Source organism: Exiguobacterium sp. EF_C8, from assembly GCF_054956715.1.
This window is the reverse complement of sequence record NZ_CM143264.1, coordinates 684561-703603: the sequence shown is the minus strand read 5'-3', so window position 1 is coordinate 703603 and position 19043 is coordinate 684561. Positions and strand designations below refer to the sequence as shown.

Genomic DNA, 19043 nt, shown 5'->3' with positions numbered 1-19043 from the left:
CGCAAGGGGCGCTGTTTTTTGTTATTCGACGAGTTCCAGATTTTGAATGGCATACAGTTCAAAATAAGCGCCTCGTTTTTGCATGAGAACTTCGTGTGTGCCAATTTCCGTAATCTGACCATTTTCAATGACGACAATCTTATCGGCATCGGTAATCGTTGATAAACGGTGCGCGACAGTAAACGTTGTCCGCCCTTTCGCAAGACGCGCTAACGAATCTTGAATCATCGCTTCGCTCTCTAAATCGAGCGCACTCGTCGCCTCATCCAAGATCAGAATCGGCGGATTCTTCAAGAAGACCCGCGCAATCGCAAGACGTTGTTTTTGACCACCCGATAACTTGACGCCTCGTTCTCCGACCGGCGTATGATAACCGTTTGGTAATCGTTCGATGAATTCGTGGGCATTCGCTGCTTTTGCCGCTGCGATGACTTCCTCGTCCGTCGCCTCCGGATTCCCCATCTTGATGTTCATCTGGACTGATTCACTGAAGAGAATCGATTCCTGCATGACCATCCCGATCTGATCACGAAGACCACGCAACTTCAAGTTACGGATGTCAACGCCGTCAAGCGTGATCCGACCGGCAGACACATCATAAAAGCGCGGAATTAGACTGACGAGCGTTGATTTCCCACCACCTGACATTCCGACGAAAGCAATCCGTTCGCCTGCCTGTACGTCAAGCGTTAAGCGATCAATCGCCAGCTCACCACCTTCTTCATAAGCAAAGCTGATGTCTTCGAACTGAACGTTCCCTCGGACATCTTTCGGTTCGCGCGCATTCGGTTTTTCCGTAATGTCATACGGCTCATCTAAAAACTCGAACATCCGATCCATCGAAGCGATCGACTGTGTCAATGTCGTTGAGGAGTTGACGAGACGACCGAGCGGTGCATAGAGGCGATCGATGTAGCCAATGAACGCAACCATCGTCCCAAGTGTCACATGTCCGTTCAAGACGAAGAAAGCTGCCGTTCCGAAGATCAGAATCGGGGCGAAGTCCGTAATTGTCGAGACGACGACGTATGTCCGCGCATTCCAGTTCGTTTGACGAAGCGCTGCTTTTAAGAACCCATCATTTTGATGTTTGAACGCTTTGTTTTCGTGTGGTTCCAGTGCAAAACTACGGATGACCGCCATGCCGTTGACCCGTTCTGTTAAATGACCTTGTAGCTCCGCAAGTGCTGCCGAGCGTTCCCGTGTCAATCCACGTAAGCGACCGTAAAAGAACTTAACGGCGAGGGCATAGAAGGGTAAAGGAATGATGGCGACAAGCGTCAACTTCGGATCAATTGTCCACATGATGGCAATGGCAATAAAAATCGTGATCATATCAAGCCATAGATTCATTAATCCTGTGACGACGAAGTCTTTCGTCTGCTCGACATCATTGATGATCCGCGAAATGACTTCTCCGGTTTTCGTATTCGAATAAAAACGAAGCGACAATTTCTGAACATGATCAAACAATCGGTTCCGTACGTCAAATAGAATCTTCGACGCTGACCATTGTGCGAGATATTGGCGAACGTATTCAAGCGGCGGCTTGACGATCAAGAAGATGAAGACACCTGCTCCGATCAAATATGCCAATTGCTTACTTTTTTCCGCCATCGGCATCGTGTTCCCAGTTAGGATATGGTCGATGATGTACTTATACAACAATGGAAGTCCGAGTGGGATCGAGAACTTGATGATCCCGACGAAGACCGTCAAGAGGATCTGTTTTTGATACGGCTTGACGAACGCCATATACCGACGAATCGAGCCTTGTTTCTTACGTTTTGCTTGTGTTGCCACATGTTTCACTTCCTTCAACTAAAAAAAGACGATGGCGAACCATCATCTCCGATATCTTGTTTCATATTCACGATACCACATATCCACAAAAGCCGGGTTAAATGGACCCTTGCGACTACGAATCCACTGAATCAGGATTTGGACATTGTCTTTCAAAATACGATCGATCGCCTTCGGATAATTCATCTCGCGGCGATGTTTCTCATATTCGTCCTCATCGAGGATCATGTAGGACATATCCGGATATACTTTGATATCTAAATCATAATCAATGTACTTGACTGCTCGATCTTTCTCATCGAACGTAGAAGGGGATCCGAGGTTACAGTAGTAATAAATGCCATCCTCCCGAATCATGCAAATGACATTGAACCAGAGTTCTGTTGAAAAATAACAGATTGCAGGCTCTCGCGTTCGCCACTGACGACCATCCGATTCACTGACCATGATGCGATCATTGAACCCAATCAATTCTTCTTCCGTCGATTTCAGCACGAGCGTTTCTTCCCAAACTCTGTGTAAGCTCCCGTTATGTTTGAAACTTTGAATCTCAATCTTGCTACTTTCTTTTGGGAATCGACTCATGTGCTACTCCTTTCTAAAGCGTTTTTCTTCCATTCTGTTATACTCTCGTGCTTATTATACCCATTTTCAGAACACATGAAAAACGAAAGGGTATTTTTTCAGAAAAATGACGGAATTCAGCCTTGAAAGTGATTCAAAATCGCATTTTTTCGCTGTTTGAACATCGGTTTTAAGATGAATGCTTCAATGACGAAAGCTGGTAAGAAGGAAGCATACGTCACTTCATCCATGAAATAGACACCAGATTCACGTTCTTCGACTCGGTGGACGTGGCACCAGGCGCGAAACGGATACGGCACTTTTGTACCGACATCGACGAAGACATATTCTTCTACGAAAGGAATCCACGACGTCCACGAGACAAATAGTGGTGAAATTCCGACACGTAGACGAATCGTGTTCCCGGCTCGCGTCCGTGTATCACCCGACGTCTTCACTTGCGGAAATACCGTCAATCGACTCAATGCCTTGGCATCACTTAAAAAATCCCACGCTTGCTTCTTTGATGTATCGACACGCGTCTCAAATCGAAAAGTATGCATTAGATCTCCCCCTTTAATAGTCGATCAATCTTCATTTGGGCGACAGATATCGGATGCGTCGCATACGTTTCCTGATCAACTAGTATCGTCTGGTCCGGCTGTTCCGTCACGCGATAGACAGCAATCTCCCAAATCCGGTGCGAAAAGATGTGTCGAACATGCCCGATAAGCGTTCCGTCACGCTCTTCTTCTGCTTCTCGAAGTGGGTATTGCCACATGCCAGCAAGCAAACCGGTCTCCGCCCGTTGTTCAATTGCGATTTTTCCGTCTGCTTCATAAACAAGAGCATCATATGGAATAATTTGCGTCTTTCCTTTCTTCGTCTTCACAGGCAATTCTTCCTGTGCATTTCGGTCGTATGCGAAACAAACGTCTTGAACAGGACAGAGCCGACACATCGGTGACTTCGGCGTACAGACCATCGCCCCGAGTTCCATCAGACCTTGATTGAAGCTTGACGGATCAGCCGGATCAATCAATTGATGCACCGCCGCTTCAAACAATTTCCGCGTCTTCGGTGCAGCGATATCCTCATAGATTCCAAGCACACGCGAAAGAACGCGCATCACGTTCCCGTCTACTGCTGGTTCTGCTTGTCCATAAGCAATCGATAGAACGGCTCCTGTCGTGTACGGACCGACGCCTTTCAGCTGACTGAACAATTCCTTTTCATCGGGCACGATTCCATCATATTTTTCAACAACTTCTTGAACCGCGATTTGAAGATTCTTGACACGGGAATAGTACCCTAAGCCTTCCCAATGCTTCAGGACTTCACTTTGATCCGCCTCTGCTAAATCATGCGGTGTCGGAAAACGTTTCGTGAAGCGCTCATAATACGGAATAACTGTGTCGACGCGCGTTTGTTGGAGCATGATTTCACTAATCCAGATATGATACGGGTTTTTGGTTCTTCGCCACGGGAGATCTCGCTGTTCACGAAGGAACCAGGTAATTAGTTCTGTGGTAAATTGTGTTTTATTAAAGTTTGTGAAATATTCTTGAACGACAGTCAAAAGGTTACCTCTTTTCTCTTGGATACGATATATTAATTAAAAATTACTCGGCAGAACCACGATGGATTCACCATCACGATTTCATAGAAGGAGCGAATTCGCATTGGATACTGGTACGCATATCGGCATGGGACTTTGTCTCGCCGCCATCTCGACGCTACACCCTGACGTCGCAGCGAGCACGACGATGTTTGCTGCCGTGACGACGACGGCGCTCGTCGGCTCACACGCCCCAGACTTCGACACTGTCTTTAAGTTTAAAGGAAACAGCGCCTATTTGCGCCAACACCGCGGAAAATCACACGGATTGATCGCCTTACTCGCCTGGCCGTTATTACTTTCGATCGTCATCGGCACGTTATTCGGTGTACCTTCGACTTCATTATGGCTGATGGCACAGATCGCTGTCGCTCTTCATGTCTTCGTCGATCTGTTTAACGCTTACGGAACACAAGCCTTACACCCGTTCAAAAAATCCTGGATTGGTTGGGGTGTCATCAACACATTTGATCCGTATCTGTTCACGATGTATTATGCCGCGTTCGGGATTTGGTTATTGACGAAAGCGACGATCGTCATCTTCCCGATTTTGATTGCCATCGTCATCATTTACTACGCTGTTCAATTCAAGTTGCGAAATGACGCGCTTGCGACCGCAGCGCGATATTATCGTGGCGCACACAAGCTTTTCATCTCACCTGGCATGAAATGGGATGAGTGGCATGTCGCAGCACGTTTACGCGATGAGTATTCCGTCGTTAAGATCAACAGTGGAACCGTCATCGAATGCGGAAACTTCCGGATCAAGGACGAACCGCATGGTGACGCCTTGTACGAAATTGTTAAACAAAACGCGGACTTGCAAGCATTTCTTGAGTTCTCGAAGATTCATACGTATACGGTCTCACGAAAAGATGGCATTGTCGAATACCGCTTCACCAACCTGCGTTATTTCACGAAGGAAGTCTATCCATTCGTTGCCGTCGTCAGAATCGACGCTGCTACACAAGAAATCGTCAGCTCCTATACCGGCTGGGTATTTAGCGAACGAACCTTGCAGAAAAAACTGTTCATCCCTGCATTATAAAGACAAAGCTCCGCGCAACGGAAATCCCGATGTGCGGAGCTTTTTTCATTCGACGTTTCGACCTGTCATCAAATGTTTGAATTTTTCGTTCGTCGTATTAAACCGGTGTAACATCGCCCCATGCTGTTTAATCTGTTGCTCGACGAAATGAACCGCAACGGCTTCACCTTGATACTTCTCACCTGCGCGCGCGAGTGTTGCTTCGAAATCTTCCCATAAGACTTCGACCCATGTTAATGCCTCGTCGGGCGTCAGTACGTCGTTTACTTGTAGTAATTCTTCAGCCAGTTGCTGAAGAGCTTGTTCTCGATTCGTCATGCCTGCTCCCCCTCTCCTGTGAATAATGCGAGCGGAATCGCGACTTCTTGAGCAGTTCCTTCAAAATGTCCCCAGCCCATGACGCCATTGACGAAGTGTAACTCAAATCGCGCCTCTTCTCCTTCAATTCGGTAAAAGGCTCCCCGTTCGAATCGTTTCGGATCGATCAAATAACTTTTCGCAATGGCGATTTTTCGCGTTACGACCTCCACTTCACTGACATTCCCGTGTTGCTCCGCTTTTCGTTTTTGTTCACTTAATTTCGTGATCAACATCTCAAGCTCGTATTTCGATAATTGACTCATCCGTGTCTCCATTACAAAAACTCCCCCTCTTCGTTTTTCAGTATAAACGAAAAGGAGGAGAAACTGGATGGATTAGCTTGATTTCAATTCTAGATTCCGCTTACTTTGTAATGCATACATTTTCGCATAAATCCCGGACATCGCGAGGAGTACATCATGTGGTCCTCGCTCGACGATCTGACCATGATCGAGAACAAGAATCTCGTCCGCATCCTTGATCGTCGATAAACGGTGCGCAATGATGAACGTCGTCCGTCCTTTCGTCAACGTCAATAAAGCATCCTGAATGACCGCTTCGGTTTCCGAGTCAACACTCGCTGTTGCTTCGTCAAGAACTAGGATCGCAGGGTCGAACGCCAGTGCACGAGCAAAGCTGATCAACTGTCGTTCACCCGCTGATAACGTAGCACCTTTTTCGATGACCGGTTCATCGAGTCCGTTTGGTAAACGATTAATGAATCGATCCGCGCCGACGGCTTCGATCGCTTGTCGTACCCGTTCTTCGGAAATATCAGGATTACCGAGTGTGATGTTCGACCGAATCGTTCCCGTAAAGAGGAACGGATCCTGTAAGACGATGCCCATATGTTCACGGACCGCTTGTTTCGGTAAAGTCGTCACGTCCTGTCCATCAATCAATAACTGCCCTTTTGAAGGATCATAGAAACGCATCAGTAGGTTCATGATGGAGCTTTTCCCGCTACCCGTGTGACCGACGAGGGCGATCGTCGCCCCCGGTGCTGCGTCGATTTGAATCTCACGCAATACGGGATTCCCCGCCTCATAACTGAATTCGACGTCTTTGAAGGACACCGCACCTTTAAACCGAGGCACGCGACCTTGTTCGACCGCTTCTCCCTTTTCATCGAGCAACTGGAACATCCGGTCCGCTGAGACGAGTGCTTGTTGCAGTGGCGATAGTTGATTCATGATTTGAGTGACCGGTTCGAATAAGCGGGATACGTAATCGATGTACGCATACAAGATCCCGAGCGATAAAAACGATCCGTTCATCAGACTTTTCCCACCGACGATCCAAATCAATAGGGCGAGCGTCAGGTTTTTCAAAAAGTAAGACAAATTATGTGACATAAGGGCATCGAGTCGTAACAACTTTGCCCGTGTCTGATAGTTCTCTTCGTTCTTTTGTTCGAATTCGGCAAGGACTTCCTTCTCACGTGCATATGCCTGAATGATTGGCATCGTCTGGATGTTCTCATTCAGTTGACCATTCATGTCGGCAACGAGTGAGCGGACCTTGAAGTTATTCTTCGTCGCGAGTTTCTGGAACAGTTGGATCCAGAAATAGACGATCGGAATGATGATCAGCGAAACAAGTCCTAATCGATAATCGAGGAAGAACATCGCGACGAGAATTCCCGCCATTGTGATGATCCCCGAGAAGACCCGGGCGAGCACACCGAGATAAAGATCGCGAATCGTCTCCGTATCATTCGTGACTCGACTAACGATTTTCCCGATTGGCGTCTGATCGAAATAACGGACCGGTAACCGTTGCAGATGCGTAAAGACATCAAGACGCATCCGTTTAATGATTTTATGGGCAGAGCGTTGGAGCAAAATTTGTTGAATCCAGTTCAAACCAGCTGCTGCAAGCAGCAAAATGACGTAGATCAACGATAACCAGCCAATCGCTTTTAAGTCCTTTGAATAAAAATCATAGACCTGCCCTTGTGTCAGCTTTTGAATACCGTCATACGTGTATACATCGTTTCCACGCGTGACCGTCAGCGTATTCCCACTAATTTTCCGTTCTCCTCCACTGACGACTTGTTTCGGTACGAACAAGTATCCCTTAGCCGTTTGGACGATCGAGACGGATTGAACGATTTCACTTTTAGATACGTCTTGTGCTTTGGCGAACTGACGACCGTCGTACGTGACCGCACCGTCCGCTTTAACTTCAACCCAGTCCTTTTCAATCGCAACGATATGTTCATCAATGATGACTTTGGCGATATACGGACCTGTCAATTCCGCTCCGACTGCTAATACGAGTAGAAACAATCCTAAGAAAATTGCTTTTTTCTCATGCATCGCATAGCGGATTAACGAACGGATCGTCGTCTTCCGACGTGCCGGATCGAGTTGATATAATTCCAATTCATTCATGCAGAGGCACCTCCTTACATTTCTTCACTTTGTCGCTCGAATTGTTGAGCGTACCAGCCATTTTGTGCCATCAGGCTGTCATGTGTTCCTCGTTCAGAAATCATTCCGTCTTGTAAGACGATGATTTCATCCGCATGTGCCACTGCCGATAAACGATGAGCAACAATCAATGTCGTCGATTGGTGGCGATTCGATCGAATCGAATCAATGATATGTGATTCCGTTTTCGCGTCTACCGCTGATAGTGAATCATCAAGCAATAGCAATTCTGGTTTTTTTAACATCGCCCGCGCGATCGACAGACGTTGCTTTTGACCTCCTGATAACGTCACACCACGTTCGCCGACCATCGTCTCAAGTCCTTGTTCAAGCGTCTCGATATCTTTTTCGAACGATGCGAGACGAATCGCTTCCTGCAATTCTTCTTCTGTCGCTTCACCTGCACCAAACAAAATGTTATCCCGAACAGATTTTGAAAATAGTAAATGTTCTTGTGACACATAGCCCGTCCAACCGCGAACCGTCTCTAGCGCAATATCTTCATACGGTACGCCGTTGACTGTCAGCATATCCCGTCCAATCGGATACTCACGTAAGAATTGACGCAAGAACGTCGTTTTCCCGGATCCCGTTGGTCCGACGATCCCGATCGTTGTTCCTTGTTCAATCAAAATATTCAAATCGCGTAAGACTGGATGGGCTGTCTCTGGATACGTAAACGTCAAATCGTTCATCTCGATTCGCTCGGGATGTTCGACGTGTTCCCGCGGTGTCGAAACAATCAACGGTTTGACTCGCATCGTTGCTTCTAAGCGATCAAGACTTGCTGTTCCGCGCTGGATGACATTGATCAATTCACCAAAGGCGTACATCGGCCAGATCAGCATCCCGAGATAGATATTAAAGGCAACCAATTGCCCTAGCGTGATGTCGTTCGTAAAGACGAGATAAGTCCCGAACGATAAGCCGATCAAGTAACTGAAGCCGACGAGTAACTTGATAATCGGTTCAAATAAGACATCGATTTTTGCGACGTGCATGTTTTTCTCAAAAACATCCGTCGTGACATCATCGAACCGTTTGACGTCGACTGGTTCTTGTACGAACGAGCGGATGACACGCAGTCCGGAAATCGACTCGACGACTTGGTCATTCATCGTTCCAAACGAATCCTGGGCAGTGATGAAACGACCGTGAATCTGACTCCCGAGCTTATTCATCGCATAGGCAAGGAGCGGCATCGGTAACAAAGCAGCAAGCGTCAATTTCCAATCGATCGCGACACCCATGACGACGAGCGTAATCGCTGTCATGTTCAGCGAGTCGACAAGCGTCAAAACACCAAATCCGGCTGTCCGCTCGACAGCCTTTAAGTCGTTCGTCGCGAGGGCCATCAAGTCTCCTGTCCGATTTTTTTGATAAAACGTCGGTGTCAGTTTCAATAAGTGCGTAAAGAAGCGACTCCGAAGTGTCCGTTCTAATAAAAAGGCCGTTCCAAATAATTTCGCTAACCATTGATACGTCAAGAGGAAGGAAACGATAGAAATGGCTGTTAATCCGATGACATACTGCAAAAGTGTCGTCCGGTCCATCGACCCTGATCGTAAACCATCGATGACCTTACCGATCAGCCATGGTGGCGTTAAATCGATGAAGCCTGTGATGATCAACAAGACGACTGCTACGAGATACGATGATTTGTGTTCTTTAAGAAACCAACTCAATTGCCTAAATAAACGCATGAGGGTCCCCCCTTTACTGTGAAATGAACTACTTTTTCCGAGCACGCAAAAAGGCATACGGATTTCCGGATGCAGTCCGAGAATCCGTATGCCTTGAAAAGGACATACTGTTTTCTTGTTCGTCTGCGTGCTCGGGAGACGAATCCCCTTGCTCGCACATGAAATGAATTACTTAAACGCGCTCAAGAGTCTCCGTCGTATTCAGCTGTTGGATATGAGTGAAACCAATTGGCTTTTTCATAGGACGGTTCCTCCTTTTCTTAGTCTGTGCGTAGAATAGCACAATTGTCGGATAATTGTCAATTTTTCGTCTTGATTGCGTCATTCTGCTTCTTCTTCTTTGACTTGTTCAAGGACTTGAGCTGCTAAACCGTATGGAAATCCTTTTCGAACAAGTGCTTGCTTCACCTTTTGTTCACGCTCGAACGGTTCAAGTTGTCGATATTTCGGATAATACTTACGCGCTTGATAAAGGGCCGCCTGTTCTTCTTCGTCACCTTCTTCAGCTAAAAACACCTCTTCAATACCCGCTTTAATCAAATCGGACGAGAAGCCACGTTGCATAAGCGTTAATTGTAATTTTTGTGTCAGTTCCCGCACGGACCGTCGTTGAAGCTCTTTTTGTTTTTGTCGCAAAAACTTCAGGACTTTTTCGTATTCTTCTTCACCCGTAAACGTTACGATTGCTTCGTCGATTGCTGTCTTCGAGATCTTCAGCGCCTCGAGATCACGACGAATTTTTCCCGGTCCTTGAGGTGTCGTCGCTTTTTTCGTCGCTGTATAAGCAAGTGCGAACTGTTGATCATCCAGATAGCGTTGCTCCGTCAATCGCTCAATTGCATGTTTGATCGCATGTTCCGGTGTCTCTTTTTCCGTTAAATACGCAATGACTTCACTCGTCGCCCGCATGCGGTACGATAAATGATTCAATGAGAGACGATATGCTTTCTGCTGTTCTTCAGCCGTCAATACTTCCTTGACGAAGTCATCATCGAGTTCTTTATCGCGTTGCAGATTGTATTTGATTAAAATATCGACGTCTACGGCAAAGGCATACTCTTCTTTGCCATCACGCTCGACATAGATATTAAATCGTTCGCTGTTCTTTTTCTGTGTCGAGATCCGTTTGATCTTCATTACATTCCCTCCTCTAACCTGACTCGATAGTTCTACGATATCACGAACAGGCAGGTCTATGTTTGAGTAAAACCATGGAATGGGAACATATGAAAAGAAGCTACTTTTACTTATTTCAAGGAGGATGGATTACATGAACATTGCGATTACCGGTGGAACCGGTATGATTGGTCAAGCCTTGACGAAGCGTTTGCTAGATCAAGGACATCACATCTTTATCTTAACGCGTCATCCAAAAGCGAATGATGCGCATATCACATATATCAAGTGGATGACAGAAGACGCAAAGCCCGAGCAACACTTAGAGGGCGTCGATGCATTCATTCATCTTGCTGGTGCTTCGATCAACGATGGACGTTGGACGGATGAACGCAAACGTGTCATTCTCGACAGTCGCGTCAGTACAACGAAGGAACTCGTCCGGATCGTTGAAGCACTCGACCCAAAACCAAATGTCGTTTTGTCTGCTTCTGCGGTTGGCATTTACGGACAGGATCGGCATCAGACATTCTCCGAAGATCAACCCCTTCCACCGACTGCTGACTTCTTAAGTCATGTCTGTGTCGCATGGGAAGACCTTGCTCGTCCGATTGCTGACGCCGGCATTCGACTCGTCCATCCACGAATTGGTGTCGTCTTGACGAAATCCGGTGGCGCTTATCCGTTAATGCGTCTCCCTTATGTCTTGTTTGGCGGTGGGACGATGGGCGACGGTAAACAATGGGTCTCCTGGGTCCACATCGATGATCTAGTCGAGTTATTCCTATTCGCGCTCGAGACCCCGACAGTCGAAGGACCGCTGAACATCACTGCTCCTCATCCGGAAACGATGCGTCGTTTCGGACAGACGATCGGAAAAGTCTTACATCGCCCACACTGGCTCCCGGCGCCACGCTTCGCGTTAGAACTCGCACTTGGTGAAAAGAGTACGATTGTACTAGAAGGAGCTCGTGTCGTCCCGAAAAAAGCGCTCGAAAACGGATACAAGTTTCGGTATGCTGAACTAAAGGATGCGTTACGAGCAATCGAGCATTCAAACTAGTACAGGGGTGGACGATACTTGGATATCTTAATTCGAAATGCACATATCTATCCGATTACTTCGGACAGTTTTTACGGGGACATCCGCATTCGTGATGGGAAAATCATTGAAATCGGCGAATTACTGGATCATTTAGAAAGCGATCAAGTCATTGAAGCAGAAGGTCACTTTTTATTGCCCGGTTTCATCGATGCCCATACACACCTTGGATTATATGACGAAGGTACCGGAACCGTCGGAAATGATGCGAATGAGACGATTTTTGCAATGACACCGCATCTGCGTGCCATTGATGGCGTCTATCCGCTGGATGAAGGCTTTAAGGAAGCCGTTCAACATGGTATCACGACCGTTCAAGTCATGCCAGGCAGCATGAACATCATCGGCGGCGTCACGAGTGTCATCAAGACACACGGACGGTTCATCGATGATATGATTCTTCGAAAGTATGCGGGTCTGAAGGTGGCACTTGGTGAAAACCCAAAGCGTGTCCATAGTGCTGGTCGTGCTGGTGAACTGACACGGATGGGCATCATGGGGATGTTGCGCGAAGCTTTTCTTGAAGTTCGAACGCAACCGGTTTCCGAAACGTTCGCCCATCAAATGATCAAACGGGTCCTCGATCACAAGATGCCGCTCCGTGTACACGCACATCGAGCAGATGACATCCTTTCTGCCATCCGTTTCGCGGAAGAGTTTGATCTTGATTTACGCATCGAACATTGTACGGAAGGTCATCTCGTCGCAAAAGAGATGGAACAATTACCGATCGAAAAAGTGACGGTCGGACCAACCTTTACGCGAAAGTCTAAAATCGAACTGAAGAATAAGACATGGGAAACGTACCGGACTCTTCACGAACATGGTCTTGAAATCTCGATTACGACCGATCATCCATACACGCCTGTCCAATACTTGAACCTCTGTGCTGGTCTTGCCGCACGAGAAGGTCTACCGGTCGATGTCGCCTTACGCGCGATCACGATCCATCCAGCCCGTTCGCTTGGTGTGGACGATCGGGTCGGATCGATTGAGATCGGAAAAGACGCGGATCTCGTCCTGTGGAGTCACTTCCCACTCGACTATTTAGCGAAGCCGCTCATGACGATGATCGATGGAAAAATCATTTTTGAACACGCTCAACTGAACTTGATTTAACCCCACCCCCGCCAGGTGTTTTTTGCACCTTTCGGGGGTTTTAGACGCTTACGGAAAACATCTTGTTTTTGTATCTTTTTTCACAAAAATTATTTTCTTGCAATTTTAAAAAAAGAAGGTAATATTATCTTATCCGACAACTGAAGAAGGCATACCATGCGCGGTTCAAACGAGTCAGACAGGTAGCTTTCGACAATCATTCTTGCGGTCCTAAAAGGAGGAATGGAAGTATGCTCAAGCAACGGGAGCTGAGCGACTGCGCTGATTTGTTCGAACTGATGCAGCATCAAGACGTATATCCGTACGTCCGCCAAAAAACACGGTACTTTGATGAATTTCTGTTTACTACAAAGCAGGCAATCGAAGAGGAAGAACGTGGTGAAATCGTATCACGTACCATCCTAGATGAATTTGATCAACCGATTGGTACGATTAGTTTACTCGATATCGAAGGACAATATGGGTTTCTCGGTACATGGTTAGGTAAACCGTATCATGGTAAAGGATACAATCATTTAGCGAAAGAAGCCTTCTTCTCTGAGCTGTTCTTCGAGCTCGGATATGAGAGTGTCTTCATGAAAATTCGCAAAAGCAATATTCGGTCACAAAAAGCAGCTGAAAAATTGCCGTATGCGTTCTGTGCGGATGAGTTGCGCCCTGCGCTTCTTGAGCAATTGAATGCTGGCGAAACTCAGTTCACGCTGTATGAAGTCTCAAAATCTAGTTTCCACATGTACATTCATGGTCGGGAACTCGAAACACTATACGATCACCAACAACTCGAAGCATGAGGGCCTTGTCTCTCATGCTTTTTTGTGTCCACGCATGCGTTTCTAAAGTTTGAAATGGTATGATAAATAAGAAAACTCATCTTTATGGAAGAAACCTTTTCTTCTACAGGAAATGGAGCGAAGACTAATGCCAGAATCGTTTAACATTCTCGTAGTAGATGACGAAGCACAAATGCGTGACCTTCTCGTCTCGAATCTCGAAAAAGAACACTACACGACGATGACAGCTTCTAACGGACAAGAAGCCATCCATCTCATTCAACAAAATACATTCCATCTCGTTCTACTCGATGTCATGATGCCGGAAATGGACGGCTTGACAGCCTGTATGCGCATCCGTGAGTTCTCAAATGTTCCGATCATCATGCTGACGGCACGTTCAGACGAACTCGACCGCATCCACGGTCTGAAAATCGGAGCTGATGACTATATTACAAAACCATTCAGTCCCCGAGAACTACTTGCTCGTATCGAAGCAACGCTTCGTCGTTCTCACCGCTTTACAGTTGATCAATCGGCTACTTTAACGCTCGGTATGCTTGAACTCGACACTGAAAGTCGGAGTGTCCATGTCAATGGCAAGCCGGTCAGTCTGACGCGTAAGGAATTTGATTTGTTGCATCTGTTTGCTCAAAACAATGATAAGGTCTTTTCTCGCGAACAGCTACTCGATCAAATTTGGGGTGCGGATTATATCGGTAACTTACGGACGGTCGATACGCATATTAAAACACTTCGCTTAAAGCTCGGGGAAGCCGGTGGCTCGATTCAAACAGTTTGGGGCATCGGTTATAAATTCGAGGAAGTATGATTAAGCGCTATACGATCCGGCGCCGGATTTGGATTACGATTTGGTTTACAAGCGTTTTTTCTGCCATTTTATTTGTCCTGCTGACGTTTTATCTCTACGACCGGTTCTATCTTCAGACGCAAGAAGATATCTTATTGAACCGTGGGGAAAAGCTAATCAACATTTACAAGTCCGAAGGTCTATCCGGTGCTTTTTATGATGGGATGACTTATACGAATGAATTGACGGAATCGAAAGTCTTCTTCATCGATTTTCTGAAGAAAAATCCGGCAGGACTCCGTTTTTTGACGAATGCGGACATCGAACAGCTTCGCAATGGCGAGACTGTCGTCTCGAGCCGGACCCATCCGATTGAAGGAACGGACATTCTAATGACTGGATTTCCGATCATCGAAAACAATCGACTGGTCGGTACGCTGATCTTGTATCTGGAACTCGGTCAAATCAGTGAACCATTCCGCCCACTCCGCCTGATGATCTTCTTCATGATCGGACTGATCGTCTTGAATCTCGTCATCTTCGGACGACAAATCATCGACACGATCATCCGTCCGTTGATCGACATGAAGCGCGCCTCGACTGTTTATGCACAAGGTGACTTTGATTACCGGATTCCGATTCAATCGGACGATGAAATCGGAGAACTCGCAGAAACATTGAACAAGATGGCGGAATCGCTCGGTGAGGTCGACGAGCAGCGAAAGGAGTTCCTCGCGAACGTCAGTCATGAATTGCGGACACCTCTCTCCTACATTCGTGGCTATACGGAGATGATGCAGGATGATTCGCTCGAGGAAGAAAAGCGTGCGCAGTATTACCAAATCATTGAGCGGGAAACGGAGCGTCTGCAACGTCTCGTCAATGATCTGCTCGATCTCGCTCAACTTGAACGCGATTCCTATCCGATGTCGAAACAACCACTTGTCTTCAGTCAAGTACTTGAAGATGTCATTTACCGGATGGAACCGATCGCCCAGTCAAAAGGAGTCACGTTCGTGATGAATCTCGATCCGGATCAAATTGTCTTAGGCGATACAGACCGTCTCGAGCAAGTCTTCGGCAATTTACTCGATAACGCTTTACGATACACACCGCCCGGCAAACAGATCTTCTTATCGACTGAAACGATCGGCGATCGGACGCATTGTCTTATCCGGGACGAAGGAGAAGGCATTCCGGAAGAACATCTCGATCGACTGACGAAACGTTTTTATCGCGTCGATAAATCACGGACGCGGAAAGATGGCGGAACCGGTCTTGGTCTTGCGATCACAAAACACATCATCGATCGTCATGATGGGACGATCCGGTTCGACTCCGTTCTTGGAGAAGGAACGACCGTCCACATCGAGTTACCGCTTCTTCCGGATGAAGAGGATGAATTCGAATAATGGAACAACATGTCATCCAAACCTTTGAACTCTTCGGACCGTTCGCTCCGTTCGTTAGTGTCTTGGTTGGTGTCGTCGTCAGTGTACTTGGTATCCTACCGAGTACGTTCGTCACCGCTGCGAATCTTGTCTATTTCGGGCTATGGACGGGCACATTGCTCTCCTTCACCGGTGAAGTCCTAGGTGCGGTTTGTGCGTTTCTACTTTACCGGAAAGGACTACGATATGCCCTTCGTCGCCCGCTTCCAGATCGAGTCAATCGTTTGCAACAAAAGCTCCAAACACAACAAGGACATGAAGCTTTTTGGACGATCATTTTGTTACGGCTGTTACCATTTGTCCCGTCAGGCATCGTCAACATTGTCAGTGCTGCTAGTGGTATTTCCATCTTACTCTTCCTGACTGCGAGTACGATTGGAAAAATTCCAGCGATGTTAGTCGAAGTGCTCGCTGTCCATCAATTCATGCAATTCTCGTCCATCGTCCAATGGTCGATAGCAGGTGTGGCACTCGTTGGTTATCTGATTTATCGTAATCGCCAAAAACGAGCATCATCGATATAAAACTACAGGTTGTCTGAAAGGAAGTATCGTTCATGGAGTTAAGACGTTTTGGAACATCCGATCTATTCGTGTCCCCGCTTGGGTTCGGAGCCGGTCACATCGGTGCAGAACAGATGACGGGCCGCGAAGCAATCTATTTGCTCGAACAAGCACGTGATCTTGGCATCAATCTGATCGATACAGCACGCGGCTATGGCTTATCGGAGCAACGCGTCGGACAATTTCTAAAGAATCGTCGGCACGACGTCATTTTGTCGACGAAAGTCGGCTATGATGTTCCCGGTACACAGGATTGGACGTTTGAAGCGGTTCAAGGTGGCATCGATCAAGCCTTACAGACGATGCAAACGAATCATCTCGACATCGTACACTTACATTCTTGTAGTCGAGAAATCCTTGCTCAAAGTGACGTCATCGAAGCGCTTGAACAAGCAAAACAAGCTGGGAAAGTCCGCGTCATCGCCTATTCCGGTGACCGAGAAGATTTGCAGTATGCCATCGAAACGAAACGCTTCGATAGTTTCCAGACATCCTTCAATCTGTTTGATCAACGCGTCGATCAAGTCTTACCTACACTTTTGAATCACGGGGTCATCGCCAAACGTCCAATCGGTAATGCACCGTGGCGCTTCACGGATCGTCCGGTCGGACAATATGTTGAACCATACTGGGAGCGAGCGCAACAACTGGCTTATCCACTCGAGGAATCTAGCTGGCTTGAGACCGCGTTACGTTTTACAGTTTTCGAACCAGGAATCACGACGGCCATCATCGGAACGTCTCGACCAGAACACCTCGCTTTGAACCAGCAATTGATTGAACGTGGTCCACTCCCAGCTGACCGCGTCAGTCAATTGAAGGAACGTTTTTCCGAATGTGACGCCACGTTCGATTATGTTTCGCAAACGTAAGTGAGCAGTCACAGAAAATAAGCCCGTATGTTCACTCGTTCAAGGAGTGCATACGGGCTTATTTCGCGCTTAGAACTTTTTCTTTTTCTTCTTTTCGAGCACGACGATCGCTTCAACGTGCGCCGTTTGTGGGAACATATCATACGGTTGAATGTACGATACCTTATATCCCGCTTTCATCAAATGATCGCAATCACGTGCAAGCGTCTGCGGGTTACACGAGACATAGATGATTTTTTTCGCCTTAGACGAAATCATTGCGTTCAATAACTGCGTATCGCAACCTGAACGGGGGGGATCGACGATGAAGACGTCTGGAATCCAGCCTTCCTTCACCCAACGTGGAATCCATGCTTCTGCCTTACCGACGACATAATGCGCATGGTCAAAGCCATATTGCTTCATATGCGCATTCGCATCTTCAACTGCTTCTTCGATGATTTCCATACCACGGACTTCTTTTGCACCCTTAGCAATCCAAAGTCCGATTGAACCGACACCTGCGTAAGCATCAACGACACGTTCTTCGCCTGTCAAAGCAGCAGCACGGGCAATTTCCTCATACATCCGTTCTGCCTGTTCCGGGTTCAACTGGAAGAAGGCGCGTGGCGACAGTTGATACGTGAACTCGCCCATCTCTTCTTCAATCCGTTCGACACCTCGCAAGACTTCCGTCTCTTCTCCAAAGACACGTGACGTCAACTTATCATTGATGTTCAGCGCGACCGAGACGACACCTGGAATGTCCATGATATCGCGCGACAAACCCTCTAGATCACGGAAGCCGTCTTTAAAGGCAACGAGCACGACTTGAATTTCACCCGTTTTGATTCCTGTCCGGACGACGATATGGCGCATGACACCGTCTTGTTTTGCTGCATGGTAAACAGGTACTTTATAATCGTTGAGTAATTTCGTGACAGCTTGGTTGACACGAAGCGTATCCTTATTTTGGACGACACAATCATCGATTGCGACCAGACGATTCGAATTCGCAGAATAGAGACCACTAACGATTTCATTGCCTTGTTTCCCGACGACGAATTGTGATTTATTGCGGTAACCCCACTCCTTCGAACCAATCGTCGGACGGATATCGGCCTTTTCGACATTCAATTTCGTTGATTTTAAGAACGCATTGCGAAGCATCTCTTCCTTATAACGCAATTGCCCATCGTAACTCATATGTTGTAATTGACAGCCACCACAGACACTATAGACTGGGCAAAGTGGTGTCACGCGGTCTGGTGAACGATCGTCACGCTTTAAGATCTTTGCATTCGCATAGTTCGCATGAATTTCCGTGATCTCGATTTGCGCCGTCTCACCTACAAGCAATCCTGGGATGAAGACGATTTGTCGCTCGAGCGTCGCGATCCCTTCACCGTTGATGCCCATCCGTAGACAAGTGACCGAACGGACCTCACCTGTCTGTAATTTGATTTTTGTTGCCATTGATTTCATCCTTTCTCTTTACGCAAATGAAAAAGCGGTCTCAATCTACCGCTTTTTTCGTTTCTTCTTGTTCTTTCATATCCTTCGCATACCGAACGACTTTCGCCTTGAGTTGATCTAGTGATACGATCAGTCGTTCCAAATCTTCGATATCTGATGATTCATCGAGTGAATCGATTGTATGACAGAGAAGCTGCATTCTTGATTTTAGCACATTCATTTGACCAAGTTTATCAGTTCTTGCTTTTCCCAT

General features: G+C 47.0%; 19 protein-coding genes. 8 read left to right on the top strand and 11 right to left on the bottom strand.

Features of this window, described 5'->3' with window-relative positions:
- Positions 1-21 precede the first annotated feature (21 nt).
- The 4 genes from ACY2IG_RS03660 to mutY form a co-directional block, all read right to left on the bottom strand.
- Positions 22-1755: an ABC transporter ATP-binding protein gene (locus ACY2IG_RS03660; RefSeq protein WP_462618715.1), complete on the bottom strand. Its 1734-nt coding sequence runs from the start codon at positions 1753-1755 to the stop codon at positions 22-24.
- A gap of 90 nt (positions 1756-1845) precedes the next feature.
- Positions 1846-2388, bottom strand: coding sequence for a nucleoside tri-diphosphate phosphatase (gene ntdP, locus ACY2IG_RS03655; protein ID WP_023467311.1), 543 nt, complete (start codon positions 2386-2388; stop codon positions 1846-1848).
- 116 nt (positions 2389-2504) lie between these two features.
- A complete protein-coding gene (locus ACY2IG_RS03650) occupies positions 2505-2930 on the bottom strand; it encodes a hypothetical protein (RefSeq protein WP_462618380.1) in 426 nt (141 codons plus the stop codon).
- Complete coding sequence (gene mutY, locus ACY2IG_RS03645) at positions 2930-3946, bottom strand: A/G-specific adenine glycosylase (protein ID WP_462618379.1); 1017 nt, start codon at positions 3944-3946, stop codon at positions 2930-2932. The genes ACY2IG_RS03650 and mutY overlap by 1 nt, the downstream gene beginning before the upstream one ends.
- Before the next feature lie 103 nt (positions 3947-4049).
- Between mutY and ACY2IG_RS03640 the strand changes: the two genes are divergently transcribed.
- Positions 4050-5033 carry a metal-dependent hydrolase gene (locus ACY2IG_RS03640; protein WP_462618378.1) on the top strand — a complete coding sequence of 328 codons (984 nt, stop codon included), beginning with the start codon at positions 4050-4052 and terminating at the stop codon, positions 5031-5033.
- Between the two features lie 45 nt (positions 5034-5078).
- Here the strand turns inward: ACY2IG_RS03640 and ACY2IG_RS03635 are convergent, their stop codons facing one another.
- The 5 genes from ACY2IG_RS03635 to ACY2IG_RS03615 all read right to left on the bottom strand — a co-directional run bounded on the left by ACY2IG_RS03635 (position 5079) and on the right by ACY2IG_RS03615 (position 10668).
- Positions 5079-5351, bottom strand: coding sequence for a YfhJ family protein (locus ACY2IG_RS03635; RefSeq protein WP_053452182.1), 273 nt, complete (start codon positions 5349-5351; stop codon positions 5079-5081).
- On the bottom strand, positions 5348-5668 hold the full coding sequence (locus tag ACY2IG_RS03630; RefSeq protein ID WP_056063669.1) for a DUF1811 family protein: 321 nt from the start codon (positions 5666-5668) through the stop codon (positions 5348-5350). Before ACY2IG_RS03630 ends, ACY2IG_RS03635 begins: the two co-directional genes overlap by 4 nt.
- Positions 5669-5728: 60 nt before the next feature.
- Positions 5729-7789 (bottom strand): ABC transporter ATP-binding protein, encoded by a 2061-nt coding sequence (locus tag ACY2IG_RS03625; RefSeq protein ID WP_462618377.1) that lies wholly within the window; start codon positions 7787-7789, stop codon positions 5729-5731.
- A gap of 14 nt (positions 7790-7803) precedes the next feature.
- On the bottom strand, positions 7804-9531 hold the full coding sequence (locus ACY2IG_RS03620) for an ABC transporter ATP-binding protein (RefSeq protein ID WP_308102399.1): 1728 nt from the start codon (positions 9529-9531) through the stop codon (positions 7804-7806).
- A 321-nt stretch (positions 9532-9852) separates the two neighbouring features.
- On the bottom strand, positions 9853-10668 hold the full coding sequence (locus ACY2IG_RS03615) for a RecX family transcriptional regulator (protein ID WP_462618376.1): 816 nt from the start codon (positions 10666-10668) through the stop codon (positions 9853-9855).
- A 133-nt stretch (positions 10669-10801) separates the two neighbouring features.
- Here ACY2IG_RS03615 and ACY2IG_RS03610 point away from each other — a divergent pair, with 133 nt between their 5' ends.
- The 7 genes from ACY2IG_RS03610 (at position 10802) to ACY2IG_RS03580 (ending at position 17335) form a co-directional block, all read left to right on the top strand.
- Positions 10802-11710, top strand: coding sequence for a TIGR01777 family oxidoreductase (locus ACY2IG_RS03610; protein WP_462618375.1), 909 nt, complete (start codon positions 10802-10804; stop codon positions 11708-11710).
- Positions 11711-11728: 18 nt separating this feature from the next.
- A complete protein-coding gene (locus ACY2IG_RS03605; RefSeq protein WP_462618374.1) occupies positions 11729-12868 on the top strand; it encodes an amidohydrolase in 1140 nt (379 codons plus the stop codon).
- Between the two features lie 230 nt (positions 12869-13098).
- A complete protein-coding gene (locus ACY2IG_RS03600) occupies positions 13099-13659 on the top strand; it encodes a GNAT family N-acetyltransferase (protein WP_023467300.1) in 561 nt (186 codons plus the stop codon).
- A 127-nt stretch (positions 13660-13786) separates the two neighbouring features.
- Positions 13787-14470 (top strand): response regulator transcription factor, encoded by a 684-nt coding sequence (locus ACY2IG_RS03595; protein ID WP_023467299.1) that lies wholly within the window; start codon positions 13787-13789, stop codon positions 14468-14470.
- Positions 14467-15861 carry a sensor histidine kinase gene (locus tag ACY2IG_RS03590; protein ID WP_056063655.1) on the top strand — a complete coding sequence of 465 codons (1395 nt, stop codon included), beginning with the start codon at positions 14467-14469 and terminating at the stop codon, positions 15859-15861. Before ACY2IG_RS03595 ends, ACY2IG_RS03590 begins: the two co-directional genes overlap by 4 nt.
- Positions 15861-16424 (top strand): TVP38/TMEM64 family protein, encoded by a 564-nt coding sequence (locus ACY2IG_RS03585; protein ID WP_462618373.1) that lies wholly within the window; start codon positions 15861-15863, stop codon positions 16422-16424. Before ACY2IG_RS03590 ends, ACY2IG_RS03585 begins: the two co-directional genes overlap by 1 nt.
- A gap of 32 nt (positions 16425-16456) precedes the next feature.
- Positions 16457-17335 (top strand): aldo/keto reductase, encoded by an 879-nt coding sequence (locus tag ACY2IG_RS03580; protein ID WP_056063650.1) that lies wholly within the window; start codon positions 16457-16459, stop codon positions 17333-17335.
- A gap of 69 nt (positions 17336-17404) precedes the next feature.
- Here the strand turns inward: ACY2IG_RS03580 and rlmD are convergent, their stop codons facing one another.
- Positions 17405-18790, bottom strand: coding sequence for a 23S rRNA (uracil(1939)-C(5))-methyltransferase RlmD (gene rlmD, locus ACY2IG_RS03575; protein ID WP_056063648.1), 1386 nt, complete (start codon positions 18788-18790; stop codon positions 17405-17407).
- Positions 18791-18830: 40 nt separating this feature from the next.
- Positions 18831-19043, bottom strand: coding sequence for an SE1561 family protein (locus ACY2IG_RS03570; protein WP_023467294.1), 213 nt, complete (start codon positions 19041-19043; stop codon positions 18831-18833).